Annotated in this window: 12 protein-coding genes; 3 read left to right on the top strand and 9 right to left on the bottom strand. The window is 72.1% G+C overall.

Going from position 1 to position 15,240, the window contains the following annotated elements:
* On the bottom strand, positions 1 to 1,227 hold a 1,227-nt coding region (locus D3105_RS27540), incomplete at its 3' end, for a diaminobutyrate--2-oxoglutarate transaminase family protein (protein ID WP_118905690.1).
* 355 nt (positions 1,228 to 1,582) lie between these two features.
* Between D3105_RS27540 and D3105_RS27535 the strand changes: the two genes are divergently transcribed.
* Positions 1,583 to 2,749: a trypsin-like serine peptidase gene (locus tag D3105_RS27535; RefSeq protein WP_118905689.1), complete on the top strand. Its 1,167-nt coding sequence runs from the start codon at positions 1,583 to 1,585 to the stop codon at positions 2,747 to 2,749.
* Between the two features lie 197 nt (positions 2,750 to 2,946).
* The gene (locus D3105_RS27530) at positions 2,947 to 4,119 is read left to right on the top strand and encodes a trypsin-like serine peptidase (RefSeq protein WP_118905688.1); all 1,173 of its coding nucleotides are present in this window, start codon (positions 2,947 to 2,949) and stop codon (positions 4,117 to 4,119) included.
* A gap of 79 nt (positions 4,120 to 4,198) precedes the next feature.
* Here D3105_RS27530 and hflX read toward each other — a convergent pair whose 3' ends face one another.
* From hflX to miaA, 6 genes are all read right to left on the bottom strand, one after another.
* Positions 4,199 to 5,719 (bottom strand): GTPase HflX, encoded by a 1,521-nt coding sequence (hflX, locus tag D3105_RS27525; protein ID WP_118905687.1) that lies wholly within the window; start codon positions 5,717 to 5,719, stop codon positions 4,199 to 4,201.
* A 131-nt stretch (positions 5,720 to 5,850) separates the two neighbouring features.
* Positions 5,851 to 7,296: a M1 family metallopeptidase gene (locus D3105_RS27520; RefSeq protein WP_118905686.1), complete on the bottom strand. Its 1,446-nt coding sequence runs from the start codon at positions 7,294 to 7,296 to the stop codon at positions 5,851 to 5,853.
* Between the two features lie 84 nt (positions 7,297 to 7,380).
* Complete coding sequence (locus tag D3105_RS27515; protein WP_118905685.1) at positions 7,381 to 9,543, bottom strand: RelA/SpoT family protein; 2,163 nt, start codon at positions 9,541 to 9,543, stop codon at positions 7,381 to 7,383.
* Positions 9,544 to 9,756: 213 nt separating this feature from the next.
* Positions 9,757 to 10,623: a diaminopimelate epimerase gene (gene dapF, locus D3105_RS27510; protein ID WP_118905684.1), complete on the bottom strand. Its 867-nt coding sequence runs from the start codon at positions 10,621 to 10,623 to the stop codon at positions 9,757 to 9,759.
* Between the two features lie 97 nt (positions 10,624 to 10,720).
* On the bottom strand, positions 10,721 to 11,173 hold the full coding sequence (locus tag D3105_RS27505; RefSeq protein ID WP_118905683.1) for a hypothetical protein: 453 nt from the start codon (positions 11,171 to 11,173) through the stop codon (positions 10,721 to 10,723).
* Positions 11,174 to 11,280: 107 nt separating this feature from the next.
* Positions 11,281 to 12,219, bottom strand: coding sequence for a tRNA (adenosine(37)-N6)-dimethylallyltransferase MiaA (gene miaA, locus D3105_RS27500; RefSeq protein WP_118905682.1), 939 nt, complete (start codon positions 12,217 to 12,219; stop codon positions 11,281 to 11,283).
* A gap of 153 nt (positions 12,220 to 12,372) precedes the next feature.
* Between miaA and D3105_RS27495 the strand changes: the two genes are divergently transcribed.
* On the top strand, positions 12,373 to 12,678 hold the full coding sequence (locus D3105_RS27495) for an antitoxin (RefSeq protein WP_118905681.1): 306 nt from the start codon (positions 12,373 to 12,375) through the stop codon (positions 12,676 to 12,678).
* 94 nt (positions 12,679 to 12,772) lie between these two features.
* Here D3105_RS27495 and D3105_RS27490 read toward each other — a convergent pair whose 3' ends face one another.
* Positions 12,773 to 13,513: a class III extradiol dioxygenase subunit B-like domain-containing protein gene (locus tag D3105_RS27490; protein WP_118905680.1), complete on the bottom strand. Its 741-nt coding sequence runs from the start codon at positions 13,511 to 13,513 to the stop codon at positions 12,773 to 12,775.
* A gap of 124 nt (positions 13,514 to 13,637) precedes the next feature.
* The gene (miaB, locus tag D3105_RS27485) at positions 13,638 to 15,158 is read right to left on the bottom strand and encodes a tRNA (N6-isopentenyl adenosine(37)-C2)-methylthiotransferase MiaB (protein ID WP_118905679.1); all 1,521 of its coding nucleotides are present in this window, start codon (positions 15,156 to 15,158) and stop codon (positions 13,638 to 13,640) included.
* Between the last annotated feature and the right edge of the window lie 82 nt (positions 15,159 to 15,240).

Raw genomic sequence — 15,240 nt, 5'->3', positions numbered from 1 at the left:
CTGGACGGCGAGGGCGAGGGCCGGGTCGGGCGGAGGGGCCGGGGCGGGGTCGCCGGCTTCGGCGGGCAGGGGCGCGCTCTCGGGATCCACCAGCTCCAGGCCGATCATCAGTCCACGCCCCCGTACGTCACCGATTCCCGGGTGATGCGCCCTCAGTTCCCTGAGACGGGCGAGCATCCGGGCCCCCAGGACCGCTGCGCGGTCCGCCAGTTGATTCTCCCTGACGTACGCGAGCGTGGCCGCGCCCGCCGCCATGGCGAGCTGGTTGCCACGAAACGTACCCGCGTGCGCGCCCGGCTGCCAAAGATCCAGCTCAGCGCGGTAGACGATCACGGCGAGGGGCAGGGAGCCGCCGATCGCCTTGGAGAGGACCATGACGTCGGGGACGATGCCGCTGTGCTCGACGGCCCAGAACGCGCCGGTCCTGCCGACCCCGGTCTGGACCTCGTCGGCGATGAGCGGGATGGACCGTTCCTCGGTGATCCTGCGCATGCGGCGCAGCCAGGCGTCGGGGGCGGGGTTGACGCCGCCCTCGCCCTGGACCGGCTCCACGATCATCCCCGCGGGGGCGGGCACACCGCCCTTGCGGTCGTCCAGCAGGTGTTCGGTCCAGCGGGCGGCGAGCGTGGCTCCGTGCTCGCCGCCGGTCCCGAACGGGCAGCGGTAGTCCTGCGGGAAGGGGAGCCGGGTGACCCGTACGTCTTCACCGGCCCGTACGTCGGTGGCGCCGCCGGATGCCTCCAGGGCTCCGGCGGTCATGCCGTGGTAGGCGCCGGTGAAGGTCAGCAGGCCGGAGCGCCCGGTTGCGGAGCGGACCAGCTTGAAGGCGGCCTCGACGGCGTCCGTGCCGGCGGGACCGCAGAACTGGATGCGGGCGTTGTCGGCGAACTGCCGGGGCAGGGTGGCGAACAGCTCGGTGGTGAAGGCGTCCTTGACCGGGGTGGCGAGGTCCAGCACATGCAGGGGGGCGCCGGAGTCGATGACCTTCCGGATCGCTTCGAGGACGACGGGGTGGTTGTGGCCGAGCGCCAGGGTGCCCGCGCCCGACAGGCAGTCCAGATACCGCCGGCCGTCCGCGCCCTCGATGGTGAGCCCGCGGGCGCGCACCGGGACGATCGGCAGGGACCGGGCGTAGGTGCGGGCCGCCGATTCGCGCAGGGACTGGCGGCGGAGGATGCCCTCGTGCGCGGAGGGCGGCGCCACCGGTGCGGGTTCGGTCACGGACACGGCTCTTGATCCTCCTGCGGTAACAGTTGCGTTGCACGTCGGTACGATTTCGCGCGGACGCACCGAGGCCGTGAACGCTGTCCTGGTGTCCCCCGTACGTACCAACGACGCCGACCGCGATGGATCACGGGTAAATCGGAACATCCTCGCGGCGACGGAACCGTGGACCTGCCGCGTACCGTCACCATCGGCACCGGCATAGTGGGGGCCGCACAGCGGCGCGGAAGCATCTGCTCCGGCGCCCGAAGTGTCCGCAATGCAGTACGAGTACCGAGTGACGAAGTCCCAGGGGGATCACGAGATGCGACCCATTCGCCCGACCGATACCGCACGCCGCGGGAGGCGCGCACGGCGCATGCCCTCCTCCGCGCTCGCCGCGACCGCCGTCGCCGCCGTGCTGGCGCTCACCGCCACCGCGTGCGGTCCGGAGGAGGACAACGCGGGCGGTACGCCCAGCGCTTCGGCCGGCCAGGCCGACGGCAAGGTCACCATCCCGGACGACCTGAAGGACCGCCTCAAGGAGCACGGGATCGACCCCGACCAGTGGCGGGACGGGGAGTGGAAGAACTGGGACAAGGACAAGTGGCTGCGTGAGGCCAAGGACTTCGTCAACCCGATCATCGAGGGCCTGTGGGACCCGGACCGGATGCGGGACGCCGACAAGCCCCCGGAGAACCCGGTCGACAACGACATCTCGGGCGACGACGGCGTGACGGACCCGACGCCGGCCCCGGTCCGGGCCGCCGGTGTCGCGACGCCGTACCACGGCAACGCCCCGGAGTCCGGGAAGCTGCTCTTCGACGGTCCGCAGGGCTCGATGGTCTGTTCCGCGACCGTGGTGAAGGACCCGGCGAACCCCGGCAAGTCCAACATGGTGTGGACCGCCGGACACTGCGTGCACGCGGGCAAGAAGGGCGGCTGGTACCGCAACATCGCCTTCGTCCCGGCGTACAACAACGACGGCCTGTCGCTGGCCGAGCTGGAGACCGCACCCAAGGAGAAGATCGCTCCCTACGGTGTGTGGTGGGGCCAGTGGGCCCAGACCTCCGAGCAGTGGATCGAGCAGGGCGCCGCGACCGGCGGCCAGGGCGCGCCGTACGACTTCGCGGTGCTGCACGTGACGCCGGAGAAGGGCGCGGGCGGCAAGTCGCTGGAGGAGACGGTCGGTTCGGCGCTGCCGGTCGAGTTCAACGCTCCGGCCGTGCCGAAGATCGCCGAGATGACGGCCACGGGCTACCCGGCCGCGCCGCCGTACGACGGTCAGAAGCTGCTCCAGTGCAAGGACAAGCCGGGCCGGCTCTCGGTCTTCCGGGAGCAGCCCACGATGTACCGCATCGGCTGCACGATGACCGGTGGCTCCTCCGGTGGCGGCTGGGTCGCGGCGGGTCATGACGGCAAGCCCGCCCTGGTCTCGAACACCTCGATCGGCCCGGTCACGGCCGGCTGGCTGGCCGGTCCGCGGCTCGGCAAGGAGGCCGAGGGCATCTACCGCGCGGTGAGTGAGAAGTACGCGGGCCAGTAGGGCCCGCGAGGACCTGCGGGTCAGCGGCCCCCGGCAGTCGACTGCCGGGGGCCGCTGACGACCGGCCGTCGGCTCCGCGCCCCGTGCATGACAAGTACATGACAGAATGCACGACCGCGACCGCGCAGCACGGCGCTTGCGCATCGGGCGCGGTCGCGCGCCATCGCACGCATCAGCTGTTCAGGGGGATTTCTTCCATGCGATCGATACGTCCGCTGCTGGCCGCCACCGGCCTCGTCGCGGCGCTCACACTGACGGCCACGGCCTGCGGCCCCGAAGAGGACTCCGCGGCCGCCAAACCGTCGGCCACCGGCGGGGCGGCCGAGAAGGACCCCGCCGCCGGTCTTCCCGGCGATCTGGGCGACGCCCTGGAGAAGCACGGTGTGGACCCGGAGAAGTGGAAGAAGGGGGAGTGGAAGAACTGGGACAAGGACGGCTGGCTGCGAAAGGCGGAGGACTTCGTCAACCCGGTCATCGACGGCCTGTGGAAGCCGGAGCGGATGGCGTCGGCCGAGGAGCCCGCCAAGACGATGGCGGCCGGTGACCTCTCCGCCGGCCAGGACGTCAGCGACCCGGAGCCCGCCCCGGTGCAGGCCAAGCCGGAGAAGCTGCCCTACCACCGGTACGCCGCCCCGGTCGGCAAGGTCTTCTTCGACTCCCCCAAGGGCTCCATGGTGTGCTCGGGCACGGTCGTGAAGGACCCGAAGAACCCCGGGAAGTCCAACCTCGTGTGGACCGCCGGACACTGTGTGCACGCGGGCGCGGGCGGCGGCTGGTACCGCAACATCGTCTTCGTGCCCTCGTACAACGACCAGGGCAAGAACGCGGCGCAGCTGCGGACCGCGCAGCCCCAGGAGATCGCCCCGTACGGCACCTACTGGGCGGACTGGGCCGCGTCCTCCGGCGAGTGGATCTCCGGCGGCGGCCCGACGGGCGGGGCCGGCGCCCCGTACGACTACGCGGTCCTGCACGTGAAGCCGGAGAACGGGACCAAGTCCCTTGAGGAGACCGTGGGCAACGCGCTGCCGGTCTCGTTCGACGCTCCGGAGATCCAGCAGATCAGCGGCATGGGCGCCTGGGGCTACCCGGCGGGTCCGCCCTACGACGGTCTGCTGATGCACCAGTGCGTCGACCGTCCCGGCCGGCTCTCGATCGCCCCGGGGACCCCGACCATGTACCGGATCGGCTGCACCATGACGGGCGGTTCCTCCGGTGGCGGCTGGTTCGTCGCCGGGCCGGACGGAAAGTCGATGCTGGTCTCCAACACCTCGATCGGACCGGTCACTTCGGGCTGGCTGGCCGGCCCGCGGCTCGGCGAGGACGCCCGGCGGACCTTCGCGACGATGAGCGACAAGTTCGCGGGGCAGTAACCCCGGACATCGAAGGCCCGGCCCGAACTCTCTCAAGAGTCCGGGCCGGGCCTTCGGCTGTCGTACGGTCCCGCCGCCGTCAGTGCGCGGCGAGGGCGAAGGTCTCCAGCTCGGCGGCCAGCTCCTCGTGGACCTGGGCCTTGAGCAGGGTTCCCTCGGCGGTGTGCTCCTCGGAGAGCACCTCGCCCTCGGCGTGCACCCGGGAGACCAGGGCCCCCTGGATGTACGGCACGAGCACCTCGACCAGGACGGACGGCCGGGGCAGCTCGGCGTCGATGAGCGCGAGCAGCTCCTCGATGCCTTCGCCCGTCCGGGCCGAGACCGTGATCGCGTACTTCTCGTTGCGCAGCAGGCGCTGGAGGACCAGGGGGTCCGCGGCGTCCGCCTTGTTGATCACGACGATCTCTCGTACGTTCACCGCGCCGACGTCCCGGATCACCTCGCGCACCGCGGCGAGCTGCTCCTCCGGCACGGGGTGGGAGCCGTCCACCACGTGGAGGATGAGATCGGACTCGCCGACCTCCTCCATCGTGGAGCGGAACGCCTCGACGAGGTGGTGCGGCAGGTGCCGGACGAAGCCGACGGTGTCGGCCAGGGTGTAGATCCGGCCGCTCGGCGTCTCGGCCCGGCGGACGGTCGGGTCCAGGGTGGCGAACAGGGCGTTCTCCACGAGGACACCGGCCCCGGTCAGACGGTTGAGCAGCGAGGACTTGCCCGCGTTGGTGTATCCGGCGATGGCGACGGAGGGCACCTTGTTGCGCTTGCGCTCCTGCCGCTTGATCTCGCGGCCGGTCTTCATCTCCGCGATCTCCCGGCGCATCTTCGCCATCTTCTCGCGGATCCGCCGCCGGTCCGTCTCGATCTTGGTCTCACCGGGACCACGGGTGGCCATACCTCCGCCGCCGCTGGAACCGCCGCCGCCCATCTGCCGGGAGAGCGACTGACCCCAGCCGCGCAGCCTGGGCAGCATGTACTGCATCTGGGCGAGCGAGACCTGCGCCTTGCCCTCGCGGGACTTGGCGTGCTGGGCGAAGATGTCGAGGATCAGAGCGGTCCGGTCGACCACCTTGACCTTGACGACGTCTTCCAGGTGGATCAGCTGGCCGGGGCTCAGCTCACCGTCGCACACGACGGTGTCGGCTCCGGATTCGAGCACGATGTCACGCAGCTCGAGCGCCTTGCCCGAACCGATGTAGGTCGCCGGGTCGGGCTTGTCGCGCCGCTGGTACACCGCGTCCAGCACCTGGGCTCCCGCCGTCTCGGCGAGTGCGGCTAGCTCCGCGAGGGAGATCTCCGCGTCGTGCACCGTCCCCGAGGTCCAGACGCCCACCAGCACCACGCGCTCCAGGCGCAGCTGGCGGTACTCGACCTCGGTGACGTCCTCGAGCTCGGTGGAGAGACCGGCCACGCGCCGCAGGGCGGCACGCTCGGAGCGGTCGAGCTGGTCGCCGTCCCGGGCTCCGTCGATCTCGTGGCTCCAGGCGACGTCCTCTTCCATCAGGGCGTCGGCCCGGCGGGCCTCGGTGAGGCTCTCGGTGGTGTTCTCCGTGGCGCTCTGCGCGTCCTGCGCGTCCTGGGGAAGGGAAGAAGAGGAGGTCATTGGATCCTTACGTCGATAGAAGTCTTTACGTCAGTCACAACGTGTGATCTTCCCGGATGATTCCCTTCGGGGGACTCCGGTGCGGTCCGCCGCGCCGACGGGTCGATAGTGGCACGGCCCCACCGGGCCCGTCACGCGGGTTTCGCGCTGCTCCAGTCCGGGTGTCCGGGCATCGGCGGGGTCTTCTTCCCGTACAGCCAGCCGTCGAAGAAGGCGGTCAGATCACGGCCGGCGATACCGGACGCGAGCCGGGTGAAGTCCGCGGTGGTCGCCGTGGAGTCCCGGTGCACCCGGACCCAGGTGCGCTCCAGCCGGTCGAAGGCGGCCTCGCCGATCTCCTGGCGCAGGGCGTAGAGCACCAGCGCGCTGCCGTCGTACATGACCGGGCGGAACAGGCTGAGCTTCTGCCCCGGGGCCGGTCCTTCCGGGTGCGCCGGAGGGCCGCCGTCCGCGCGCCAGCCGTCGGACAGCTTGTACGCCTCGCGCATCCGGCGTTCCAGGGTCGGGCCGCCGTTCTCCTCGGCGTACCGGGCCTCGTACCAGCTGGCGTGTCCCTCGTTGAGCCACAGGTCGGACCAGCTCGCGGGCGAGACGCTGTTGCCGAACCACTGGTGGGCCAGCTCGTGGATCATCACCGAGTCGACGTACCACTCCGGGTAGGCGGGCTCGGTGAAGAAGGACTTCCCGAACAGGGACAGCGTCTGGGTCTCCAGCGCGAACCCGATGGGGCTGTCGGCGACGAGCACGCCGTACGTCTCGAAGGGGTAGCGGCCGACCCGCTGCTCCATCCACTCCAGCTGGGCCGGGGTCTTCCTCAGCCAGGGCTCCAGCTTCTTCCGGTCGGCTGCCGGGACGACGTCGCGCACCGGCAGCCCGTGCGGTCCGGTGCGGTGCGCGACGGCGGAGCTGCCGATGGAGACCTGGGCCAGTTCGGTGGCCATGGGGTGCTCGGTGCGGTACGTCCAGGTGGTCGAGGAGCCGTGCCGGGTCTTCGCCACGGGCAGCCCGGCCGCGACCGCCGTCAGCCGGTGCGGGGCGGTGATCCGGAAGGTGAAGTACGCCTTGTCGAAGGGGTGGTCGTTGCCCGGGAAGACGCGGTGGGCGGCGTCGGCCTGGTTGGCCATGGCGAGCCCGTCGGCGGTACGGACCCAGCCGCCGTCGTCCCCGGATCCGCTCGGGTCGCTGGTGTGCCGGACGGTGATGTTCAGCGGTACGCCCGCGGGGAGGCGGCGGGGTGCCTGGAGGACGAGGTCCTCCCTCTTGCTGCCGAAGTCGACGCTCTGCCCGTTGACCTCGACGCCGCGGACGGTCCCCCGGGCGAAGTCGAGGTTGATGCGGTCCAGCGGGGCGGTGGTGCGGGCGCGGATCTTGGTGACGGCGTCCAGGGGCTTGGTGTTGGAGCCGCGGTAGGTGAAGGCGATGTCGTACGCGAGGACGTCGTATCCGGGGTTGCCCAGCTCGGGGAAGAGCCGGTCGCCGATGCCCAGGGGCTCGGGGGCGGGCAGGGCTGCGGCGACGAGGGTGGCCGAGGCGGTCGCCAGCAGGGCGGCGCGCAGGCGGCGGGTCAGGAGCGGCATGGACTACCGCTATCAGCGCGGGGCCGCCGGGCCGGGGAGCCGCGCGCCGCACCACCCGAACGAGGACGGGTGGTGCGGGGCGGCTCAGCCCGTCGGGGCCGGGTGCTGGGCGCGGCTGACGTCGTAGACCCCGGCGACGTCGCGCATGGCGCGCATCAGGCCGGGAAGACCTGCCGCGTCGGGGAGCCGCAGGGTGTAGGTGTGGCGGACCCGTTGTTCGCTGGGGGGTTCGACGGTGGCGGAGACGATCGCCGCGTCGGCGGTGGCGATGGCCTCGGTGAGGTCGGCGAGGAGCCGGGGGCGGCCGAACGATTCGGCGACCAGGGTGACCCGGCAGCCCGCGTCGGACTCCCGGCCCTCCCCGTCGGCCCATCGGGCCGCGACCGGGGCGCGGCCGATGTCCTGCATCGCGGCGACGGCGGGGCACTCCCGGCGGTGCACGGTGACCGCGCCGCCCCGGACGACGAAGCCGGTCAGCTCGTCGGGGGGCACCGGCGTACAGCAGCCGGCCAGGCGCACCGGTGCGTCCGGGTCGTCGACGACGACGCCCGTCGCGCGGTGCCCGGACCGGCCGCGGCCGGGGCCCGCGGCCCCGGGATCCTCACGTTCCGGGGAGGGCTCGCTCTGCGCGCCGGGTCCGGTCGCGTCCACGGTCTCCGGGTCGGGCTTCGCCTCGTCCGGGTGGTCGCTGAACCAGCCGGTGATCGCGATCCGGGCGGCGGGGGTACGCGCGTGGTCGAGCCAGTCGGGCGAGGGGCCGGAGGCGGTGTCCTGGGCGAGCAGCGGCTGCACGGTGTCGCCGTCGCTGAGGACGGTGCTCAGGGTGGCGAGACGGCCGTTGACCCGGGCGCCGATGGCGGTGTGGGCCAGGTCGCCGTACTGGGCGTATGCGGCATCGACGCAGCTGGCTCCGGCAGGCAGCCCGAGGGTGCCGCCGTCGGTGCGGAAGACGGTGATCTCGCGGTCCTGGGCGAGGTCGTCGCGCAGGGTGGTCCAGAAGGTGTCGGGGTCGGTGGCGGACTCCTGCCAGTCCAGCAGCCGGGAGAGCCAGCCGGGCCGGGTCGGGTCGGCGCGCTCGTCGGACGGCTCGGACTGCGGGGCCGCGGCGGGGTCCTGGGCGTACGGGTTGCCCAGCGCGACGACGCCCGCCTCGGCGACCTTGTGCATCCGGTGCGTACGGATGAGGACTTCGGCGACGGCTCCTTCGGGGCCGACGACTGCGGTGTGCAGCGACTGGTAGAGGTTGAACTTGGGGGCGGCGATGAAGTCCTTGAACTCGGAGATCACCGGGGTGAAGCAGGTGTGCAGTTCACCGAGGACGGCATAGCAGTCGGCGTCCTCGCCGACCAGGACGAGCAGCCGGCCGAAGTCGGTGCCGCGCAGTTCGCCGCGTTTCCTGCGGACCCGGTGCACGGAGACGAAGTGGCGTGGCCTGATGAGGACTTCGGCGCTGATGCCCGCGTCGCGCAGGGTGTGCGTCACGTTGTCGGCGATGGTTTCGAGGGGGTCGCCCGGGCCCGTCGCCGCGGCGATGAGGGCGCGGGTCTCCTCGTACTCCTCGGGGTGCAGGATCGCGAAGACCAGGTCCTCCAGCTCGGTCTTGAGCGCCTGTACGCCGAGCCGTTCGGCGAGCGGGATGAGGACGTCCCGGGTGACCTTGGCGATCCGGGCCTGCTTCTCGGGGCGCATCACCCCGAGGGTGCGCATGTTGTGCAGCCGGTCCGCGAGCTTGATGGACATGACCCGGACGTCGTTGCCGGTGGCGACGAGCATCTTGCGGAAGGTCTCCGGTTCGGCGGCGGCGCCGTAGTCGACCTTCTCCAGTTTGGTGACGCCGTCGACGAGATAGCAGACCTCGTCGCCGAACTGCTCCTTGACCTGATCGAGCGTCACTTCCGTGTCCTCGACGGTGTCGTGGAGCAGGGAGGCAGTGAGGGTGGTGGTCTCCGCGCCCAGCTCGGCGAGGATCAGCGTCACGGCGAGCGGATGCGTGATGTACGGCTCGCCGCTCTTGCGCATCTGACCGCGGTGCGAGGACTCCGCGAGGACGTAGGCCCGGCGCAGGATGGTGAGGTCGGCGTCGGGGTGGTGGGCGCGGTGCGCCTCGGCGACATGGCCGATGGCGTCGGGCAGCCGGTCGCGGGAGACCGGGCCGCGCAGTGCCACCCGGCCCAGTCTGCGCAGATCGATCCGGGGGCGGCTCCGCCTGCGAAGGGGGGCGCCCGGATCGGCGGCCTCTGCACTCATGGGCACCTCCGGCGACTCGACCGGCGGGGCGAGGGCTGGATGCGCCTCGGGGCCGGTGCTTGATGCTATCGAGCCCACCACGTGGCGCAGTCCAGCTCTCGCCCAGCGTGAAACGGATCACCCATTCGAGCGAAGCCCGGACCGATCACCGTTTCGAGCGCGCCCCGCCTCAGAGGGCGGCGAACCGTCCAAAGGAAAGCGTCAAGCCAATGCTCAGGCGGTTTCGAGCCAGGCCGGGTCGATGACGCCTTCGGCGACGATCACGGCGGGGCCCGTCATCTCGACCGCGCCGTCGGGGCGCTCGGTGATGACGAGGGTGCCGCCGGGGAGATCCACCCGATACGTGACGGGGAGACCGGTCACGGCGGGGTCGGCGCCGTCCCGGCGGGCGGCGGCGACGGCGACCGCGCAGGCGCCGGTGCCGCAGGAGCGGGTCTCGCCGGAGCCGCGCTCATGGACCCGCATACCGACGTGGCGCGGGCCCCGGTCGACGACGAACTCGACGTTGACGCCTTCCGGGTAGACCGCCTCGGGGGTGAAGGGCGGGGCGGTGAACAGATCGCCCGCGTGGTCCAGGTCGTCGACGAACGCGACGGCGTGGGGGTTGCCCATGTTGACGTTGCGGGCGGGCCAGCTGCGGCCGTCGACGCTGACCGTGACGCTCGCCTCGGGCAGCAGGGCCTGTCCCATGGAGACGGTGATGTCGCCGTTCTTGGCGAGGTGCACACGCTTGGGGCCGCCCCGGGTGGCGACGGTCAGGTCGCCCTCCTCGACGAGACCGGCGCGCTGGAGGTAGTGCGCGAAGACCCGCACGCCGTTGCCGCACATCTCGGCGATCGAGCCGTCCGCGTTGCGGTAGTCCATGAACCACTCGGCCTCGTCCGCCATGGACCGTGCCTCGGGGTGCGCGGCGGACCGCACGACGTGCAGCAGTCCGTCGCCGCCGATACCGGCCCGGCGGTCGCAGAGCCGGGCGACGAGGGCGGCGGGCAGCGTGAGGGCGTTGTCCGGGTCCGGGACGATCACGAAGTCGTTCTCGGTGCCGTGACCCTTGAGGAAGGCGATCTGCGAGGTGCTCACACGCCCACTGTACGAGGCGGCGCCGACAACCCGCTCCGGCGGACCCGGCGTCCGGGGCAGCCCCCCACGCGATCGGGCTCGTCGTGCGGGTCCGCCGTCAGCGGAGCCGGGCCACGCGCCAGACGGCGAGGGCGACCAGGGCGAGGCCGGTCACGGCGTACAGCGCGATCACCCGCCAGTCGGGGCGGTCGCCCGAGCCCCGAGAGGGCAGTCCGGGCCAGGTGTGGCCCACGCGGCGGGCCGCCATCATGCCCCAGCCGGCCGCGCAGCAGCTGATCAGGAGCCCCAGCATGGCGACGATGGCACCGCCGTCACCGAACTCGAAGGCGAGCGGGAAGGCGAACATCAGCGAGCCGACCGCGGCCAGCATGACGATGGGCGCGAGCTGCCAGATCCGCAGCTTGCGGGTGGGCCGCAGCTCGACCTCGACCTCAGGGGTCACGTCCTGCTCGTCGGGCCCGTCGGGGCTCAGCCGTCCCGCGGTATCCCGCGGTGACGGCACCTCGTGCTCTGTGTCGCGCTGCTCCGTGTCGCGAGGGCCGGCCTCCATCGCCACGCGCCCTCCCAACTCGGACTCCACTGGTGGATCGATGCTCGATGATGGCACGGTCACGGGCGCCGAATTGACGGGCGGAGCTTCCCGATGCCATCACGTGATCAGGCTGTGACCGCTCGTTCGACCAACGTCAGTGCCCGGTGCGGGAGTTCCCCGCGGTCATGGTCTCCGCCGCCGAGCCACACGACACGCGGGTCGCGGCGGAACCACGAATCCTGACGGCGGGCGAAGCGCTTGGTGGCGCGCACGGTCTCGGCCCGCGCCTCGTCCTCGGTGCACTCCCCCGCGAGCGCCGCGAGGATCTGCTGGTAGCCGAGGGCCCGTGAAGCGGTGAGGCCCTCGCGCAGCCCAGCCGCCTCCAGGGCGCGCACCTCGTCCACGAGTCCGGCCTCCCACATCCGGTCGACGCGCAGGGCGATGCGCTCGTCCAGCTCGGGGCGCTCCACGTCGACGCCGATCTGGAAGGCCTCGTAGACCGGCTCGTCGCCGGGGAGGTTGGCGGTGAAGGGCTTGCCGGTGATCTCGATGACCTCGAGGGCGCGGACGATGCGGCGACCGTTGCTCGCCAGGATGGACCGGGCGGCTTCGGGGTCGGCGGCGGCCAGCCGTGCGTGCAGGACGCCGGAGCCGCCCTCGGCCAGCTCCGCTTCGAGGCGGGCGCGGACCTCGGGGTCCGTACCGGGGAACTCCAGGGCGTCGATGGCGCCCTTCACGTACAGCCCGGAGCCGCCGACCAGGACGGGGGTGCGCCCCTCGGCGAGCAGCCGGTCGATCTCCAGGCGGGCCAGGCGCTGGTACTCGGCGACGCTGGCGGTCTCGGTGACGTCCCAGATGTCCAGCAGGTGGTGCGCCACGCCGTCGCGTTCGGGGAGCGTCAGTTTCGCCGTGCCGATGTCCATCCCCCGGTAGAGCTGCATGGAGTCGGCGTTGATCACCTCGCCGCCGAGCCGCTGGGCGAGAAAGACCCCCAGATCCGATTTTCCGGCCGCTGTGGGGCCTACGACGGTGATGACGCGGGGGGTGGGGTGGGGAGGGATCACCCGGACAGTGTCCCAAAAATCCGGGCCCTCCCGAACACACCAGGTGGCGCCATCGGGGGAGTAAAAACGGCAGGAACGGACAGGTGACGGACAATGGGGGCGGGAGAACGTTCCCGCGAAGACAGTCCTCCACACTGCACGGAAGGTGACCCAATGGGGTTCCTGGACAACCTGAAGGCCAAGCTGGGGCCGGCCAAGGAGAAGGTCGGCGACCTCGCACAGCAGCACGGGGGCAAGATCGAGCAGGGCCTCGACAAGGCCGCGCGCACGGTCGACCAGAGGACCAAGGGCAAGTACAGCGACAAGATCGATTCGGGTACGCGCAAGGCCAAGGAGGCCGTGGACAAGCTGGGCCAGAAGGACGGCGGCACGCCCGGAACCCCCGGCGCCCCGGGTACGCCCGGGAGCACCCCCGGCAGCCCCGGCAACACGCCTCCTCCGCCGCCGCCCGCGCCCTGACGCGGCGGTCCTGCCCCGGCGGCGGGTCCGGAGCCGAGCGCTCCGGGCCCGCCGCCGGTCGGTTCAGGGCCTGCCTGTTTCAGACCCGGTCTCGTCAGGACCAGGCCGCGACGGTGTAGCCAACGCCGTACGGGGCGTCCTCGTACAGCAGCCGTCCGGCGAGCCCGGCGTCCCGCGCGGCGCCGGCGAGCAGCTGCCAGGGGGCCCGGCCGGCCGCCTTGAGCTCGTGGGCGAGCGTGGCGTCGAGCGCGGCGATGGCGTCGAGGTCCGCGGAGCCGAGCGCCTCGGTGGCCCGGGCGTCGAAGGCGGCGGCCCGGTCGTCGAGGTAACCGGGCGCTTTGAGGGTGCGGCAGGCGCTGCCGTCGCCCATCACCAGGAGCGCGATCCGGTCGGCGCGTCCGGCGACGGCGCGGCCGGCCTCCGCGCAGTCGTCCGGGGCCGCGGTCTGCAGAAAGGCGAGCCCCTCCACGGGAGCGCCCGTCCAGTGGGCCCGGCCGAGCAGCCAGGCGGCCACCGTGAGGGACTGCGGCAGCGGGCGGCCCGCCGTCGTGTCCCCGTCGGGTGCATGGCCGAGCGTCACGTCGAGGTCCACGCCGACGCCCCGGAAGGATCCCCGCGCGCCGGGCGGGTAGGGCCCGACGGTCGGGTGCTCGCCCGGTCCGGACGGCTCGTCGCCGGGCCCCACGACGACGAGCAGGTCCGGTCGCGCGGCGGCGAGCACGCCCACGGCGTCGAGGCACGCGTCACGCGCGGCGTCGAGCTCGGGGGCGGCCCCGGCGGCGACCTCGGGCACCAGGAGCGGCGGACAGGGGCAGACGGCGGCGGCGACAAGCATGCCGGTCAGCGTACTTGCCGACGGTCGCGAGCCGGTCGGCCACAGGGGGTGACGAGCGGCGCAGAGCCGCCGGCCCAGGCCCTCGGCCCCGGCCCTCCAGGCCCCGCGACACGTCCCCGAGCCCTCAGCCGATGCCGCAGGCCGGGGCCGCGGCGGCCGGGAGCGGGTCCGGGGCGCCGATGCCGGGGAGGCCGAGCATCACTCCGGCGGGCTTCGCGGCGGCCTCGGTGGTGCGCTTCTCCCAGGCGTCGCCCGCGCGGGTGGACCGTACGGCGAGAGGCGTGCCCTCGGCGAGCAGGTGGTGCGGGGCGGCGTAGGTGATCTCGACGGTCACCACGTCACCCGGGCGCACGGCCTGCTCGGGCTGCGTGAAGTGGACCAGGCGGTTGTCGGGCGCGCGGCCGGAGAGGCGCTGGGTGGCGCCGTCCTTGCGGCCCTCGCCCTCGGCGACCATCACGTCCAGGGTGCGGCCGACCTGCTTCTTGTTCTCGTCCCAGGAAATCTGTTCCTGGAGGGCGGACAGGCGCATGTACCGCTCCTGCACGACCTCCTTGGGGATCTGACCGTCCATGTCGGCGGCCGGGGTCCCGGGGCGCTTGGAGTACTGGAAGGTGAACGCGTTGGCGAACCGGGCCTCGCGGACGGCGTGCATCGTCTGCTCGAAGTCCTCCTCGGTCTCGCCGGGGAAGCCCACGATGATGTCGGTGGAGATGGCGGCGTCCGGCATCGCGGCGCGCACCTTCTCGATGATCCCGAGGAAGCGCTCCTGGCGGTAGGAGCGGCGCATCGCCTTCAGGATGGTGTCGGATCCCGACTGCATCGGCATGTGGAGTTGCGGCATGACGTTGGGCGTCTCGGCCATGGCGGCGATGACGTCGTCGGTGAAGTCGCGGGGGTGCGGCGAGGTGAAGCGGACGCGCTCCAGGCCCTCGATCTTTCCGCAGGCGCGCAGCAGCTTGGAGAAGGCCTCGCGGTCGCCGATGTCGGAGCCGTACGCGTTGACGTTCTGGCCGAGGAGGGTGATCTCGGAGACGCCCTCGGCGACCAGGGCCTCGATCTCGGCCAGGATGTCGCCGGTGCGGCGGTCCTTCTCCTTGCCGCGCAGCGCCGGGACGATGCAGAAGGTACAGGTGTTGTTGCAGCCGACCGAGATGGAGACCCACGCGGCGTAGGCGGACTCGCGGCGAGTGGGGAGCGTGGAGGGGAAGGCCTCCAGGGACTCGGCGATCTCGATCTGCGCCTCTTCCTGGATGCGGGCGCGCTCCAGGAGGACCGGCAGCTTGCCGATGTTGTGCGTGCCGAAGACGACGTCGACCCAGGGGGCCCGCTTGACGATGGTGTCGCGGTCCTTCTGCGCGAGACAGCCGCCGACGGCGATCTGCATCCCGGGGCGTTTGGTCTTCATGGGCGCGAGGCGGCCGAGATTCCCGTACAGCTTGTTGTCGGCGTTCTCCCGCACCGCGCAGGTGTTGAAGACGACGACGTCGGCGTCGCCGTCGGAGCCTTCGGGGGCGCGGACGTAACCGGCGCCCTCCAGGAGACCCGACAGCCGTTCGGAGTCGTGGACGTTCATCTGGCACCCGTAGGTGCGCACCTCGTAGCTCTTCTGGACGTCCACTGCTTCGCTCCGGTTGCCGCTGCTCATGGGACAAGGGTAGGCGGTTGCCGGCCGGTGCCCCTCCGGCCCCGTGCCCCGCCCCACAGTCGGCGGGGGAGCGGAGAGGGGG

It is taken from the genome of Streptomyces globisporus (genome assembly GCF_003501885.1).
GTDB classification, from domain to species: Bacteria; Actinomycetota; Actinomycetes; order Streptomycetales; family Streptomycetaceae; genus Streptomyces; species Streptomyces globisporus_D.
Note: the sequence above shows the minus strand (reverse complement) of the source record. Positions and strands in the feature narration are given on the sequence as shown.

What these genes read in the sequence shown, in the direction of transcription:
- D3105_RS27535 (WP_118905689.1), top strand. Translation starts at nt 1,583, where the DNA reads ATGCCCTCCTCCGCGCTCGCCGCGACCGCCGTCGCCGCCGTGCTGGCG.
- D3105_RS27530 (WP_118905688.1), top strand. Translation starts at nt 2,947, where the DNA reads ATGCGATCGATACGTCCGCTGCTGGCCGCCACCGGCCTCGTCGCGGCG.
- hflX (WP_118905687.1), bottom strand. Translation starts at nt 5,719, where the DNA reads ATGACCTCCTCTTCTTCCCTTCCCCAGGACGCGCAGGACGCGCAGAGC.
- D3105_RS27520 (WP_118905686.1), bottom strand. Translation starts at nt 7,296, where the DNA reads ATGCCGCTCCTGACCCGCCGCCTGCGCGCCGCCCTGCTGGCGACCGCC.
- D3105_RS27515 (WP_118905685.1), bottom strand. Translation starts at nt 9,543, where the DNA reads ATGAGTGCAGAGGCCGCCGATCCGGGCGCCCCCCTTCGCAGGCGGAGC.
- D3105_RS27505 (WP_118905683.1), bottom strand. Translation starts at nt 11,173, where the DNA reads ATGGAGGCCGGCCCTCGCGACACGGAGCAGCGCGACACAGAGCACGAG.
- D3105_RS27495 (WP_118905681.1), top strand. Translation starts at nt 12,373, where the DNA reads ATGGGGTTCCTGGACAACCTGAAGGCCAAGCTGGGGCCGGCCAAGGAG.
- D3105_RS27490 (WP_118905680.1), bottom strand. Translation starts at nt 13,513, where the DNA reads ATGCTTGTCGCCGCCGCCGTCTGCCCCTGTCCGCCGCTCCTGGTGCCC.
- miaB (WP_118905679.1), bottom strand. Translation starts at nt 15,158, where the DNA reads ATGAGCAGCGGCAACCGGAGCGAAGCAGTGGACGTCCAGAAGAGCTAC.